This is a genomic window from Salinispora sp. H7-4, assembly GCF_013416675.1.
Classification (GTDB): domain Bacteria; phylum Actinomycetota; class Actinomycetes; order Mycobacteriales; family Micromonosporaceae; genus Micromonospora; species Micromonospora vitiensis.
In genome coordinates, this window is record NZ_JABZED010000037.1 from 1 (window position 1) to 3,277 (window position 3,277).

Here is a 3,277-nt window from a genome sequence, read left to right on the forward strand (position 1 = left end):
AAAACCCGCTCGCGCTCTTCCACCGACAGGTACGACGCCATCGCATCACCATCAGCATCCGTCGCCATCGACTCGAGCACCCGCCGGTACAGGCCCACCAGGGACTCCGCCGACTCCCGTGACAGGGCGTGCGTATGCGTGGTGAGCAGTAGGTAGCCGCCGACAGCGGAGACCGCCAGGCTGAACTCGGTCGCGCCCTCGCCCACGCTCTGCTCGGAGTCCACCAGGTCGGTGTCGACATGGTCGAAGTCCTGGTAGCTGAACCGGACGTCGAGCAGCCGGTCTACCGCGGCGAGGCGCTGCACGGCCGGCATCGGGTAGCGGCGGTGGCCCCAGACCTCGGTCTCTCTGAGGAAGACCCGGTGGACGAGATCGTTCCAGGTGCGCGGGCCGCGGTCGAAGGCGAACGGCAGCGTGTTGAGGTACATGCCGTACACCTGGTCGGCGCCGGGCGCCTCGGGCCGGGCGCTGAACACCAGGCCGGTGAAGAACGCCTCGTCGGGGGTGAGGATGCTCATGACCTTGAGGTGGGCGGCCAGCAGCACGCTCTTGAGTGAGGCGCCAGACTGGACGGCGAGGCCACGCAGTCCCGCTTCGAGGTCGCGCAGCGGCACGGCGACCCGGTACCTCTCGCGCGGCTGCGACGCATCCCCGGCCCACGCGGCCGGCAGAGTGAACCGGGCGTACCCGTCCAACACCGACTGCCAGTAGTCCCGGTCCTCGTTGGAGGCCAGGGAGCGCACCTCTGCCGCGATGAAGTCCGCGTACCGCACCGCTGGGGCGGACCGCTCGGTGACCGGCTCGCCGTCGCGGAGCCGGGCGTACTCGGTCAGCAATTCCATCAGCAGTGCACGGTGGCTCCAGCCCTCGGTGATGGCGTGACACACCGTCACGGTCAGCCACCAGGCGTCGTCCTCGAGGTGGGCCGTCATGCGTAGGAGCGGGGCTTGCTCGAGGTCGAACAGTGTGGCGCGCTCCCGGGCAGCGAAGGCGGCCTGCGCCTTGCGGCGCGCGTCCTCGTTCAGCCCGCGCAGGTCACCGACCGCCACCGGGATCTCCGCGGTAGCGCGCACGACCTGCAGCGGAACCGACCACGAGTCGAGGTGGAAAGACGTACGCAGCATTTCGTGCCGCTCGGTCACGATGGCGGCCGCGGCGCGCAGTGCCTCCTCGTCGAAGGGTGAGCCGTCACGGACTCGGAACGACGACACGTTGTGGTAGGCGTGCTGCTCGCGGTCGGCGAACATCTCGACGAGCATGCCGAGCTGCACCTGCGACAGCGGGTACGCGTCCACCGCGTCTGCCGGCAGCTTCGCCCGGTCGTCGTCGCCGATTTGAGCGAAGGGGGCCACGCACTCCTCGACCTCGGCGGCACCGGGCCGTCCGGTCAGGAACTCGCAGAGCTCGGCGACCGTACGGTGCTCAAAGACCTCCCGGACCCCGACGTCGAAGCCGGCGCCCCGCAGTGCGCCGACGAGCGCCACCGCGCGGATCGAGTGGCCGCCCAGCTCGAAGAAGCCGTCGGTAACGCCGACCCGCTCCCGGCCGAGGACGTCGGCCCAGATCTGCGCGACCCGCTCCTCGGTGACCGTCCGGGGGGCGACGTAGCCGTCGTCCGCTCCGGGAACGTCGTCCGGGGACGGTAGGGCCCGCCTGTCGACCTTGCCGTTGGCGTTGAGCGGGATGACGTCGAGACCGACAAACGCGGACGGGACCATGTACTCCGGCAACCTGACCCGGCACCACTGACCCAACTCACCGACATCCACCGCACCGTCGTCCACAGATACCACATAGGCCACCAGACGACGATCACCCGGCGTCGGCTCGAACACCGACACCACCACATCCCGAACACCACCGTGCTCGGCCAGAACAGCCCGAACCTCACCCAACTCCACTCGATAACCACGAATCTTCACCTGATCATCGGCACGACCCAGAAACTCCACATTCCCATCCGGCAACCATCGCACCAAATCACCCGTGCGATACAACCGCCCACCCGACCCGAACGGATCCGGAACAAACCGCTCCGCCGTCAAATCAGGACGACCCGCATAACCCCGAGCCACCCCCACACCACCCACCAACAACTCACCCACTACACCCACCGGAACCGGCTCCAACGCCGAATCCAGAACAAACATCCGCATATTCGGCAACGGCTGACCGATCGGCACCACATCACGCCCCGACACCGACACCACCGGGAACACACACGTCCCCACCGACGCCTCCGTCGGACCATACTCATTCACCAACCGGCCAGGCCCCAACACATCCAGACCCCGATCAGCCAACACCCCCGGCAATGCCTCACCAGCCACCACCAGAACCGACGCCAAACCCTGCGCCTGCTCCACCGACAACTGCGACGTCAACACCTCCAAATGCGCCGGCGTCAACTTCACAAACGAATAAGGGCCACCCGCCGCCAACACCGCACCCAGATCCGCGACATCCACCCCCTGACCTACCAACCGAACCGCCTGACCCGCCACCAACGGACCCCACAAATTCGGCACCACCAAATCAAAAGCAACCGACGAGAACAACGGCGCCCCACCCACACCCCGCGACGCCAACACATCCCTCGCCCACACCACATGATTCACCAAACCGGCATGCGAAACCTCCACACCCTTAGGCCGCCCCGTCGACCCAGACGTGAAAATCACATACGCCAAACTACTCACCACATCCACCCGCGACACCGGGCCGGCGGGTCCGTCCTGCACGGAGCCGGTGAGCAGCAGGTCGGTGGAGCCGAAGCGGTCCGCATACGGGCCGGACGTCACCGCGACCGAGACGCCTGCGGTATCTACCATCGCGGCGATGCGCTCGGCCGGGTAGGACGGGTCGACCGGAACGTAAGCGGCTCCGGCCTTCCAGACGCCGAGCAGCGCGGCGACCAGGTCGGGGCTGCGGTCGAGCAGGACGGCGACGCGGGACTCGGTGCGGACACCGCGTTCCAGGAGGGCGTCCGCGAAGCGGTTGGCACGCTGATCGAGGTCGGCGTACGTCACCGTTTCGTCGTCGGACCGCAGAGCGACGGCGTCCGGGTTCTGCGCGGCCTGGGCCTCGAATAGCTGCAACACCGTTAGCGGCTTCACCTCCACCGCCGACTCGTTCCACCACTTCAAAACCCGCTCGCGCTCTTCCACCGACAGGTACGACGCCATCGCATCACCATCAGCATCCGTCGCCATCGACTCGAGCACCCGCCGGTACAGGCCCACCAGGGACTCCGCCGACTCCCGTGACAGGGCGTGCG

Annotated in this window: 1 protein-coding gene; it reads right to left on the reverse strand. The window is 67.6% G+C overall.

Annotated elements, in window-relative coordinates:
- Positions 1–3,242, reverse strand: a 3,242-nt coding sequence (locus H0524_RS16195; RefSeq protein ID WP_180199390.1) for a non-ribosomal peptide synthetase, incomplete at its 3' end; no start/stop codon positions are given.
- Between the last annotated feature and the right edge of the window lie 35 nt (positions 3,243–3,277).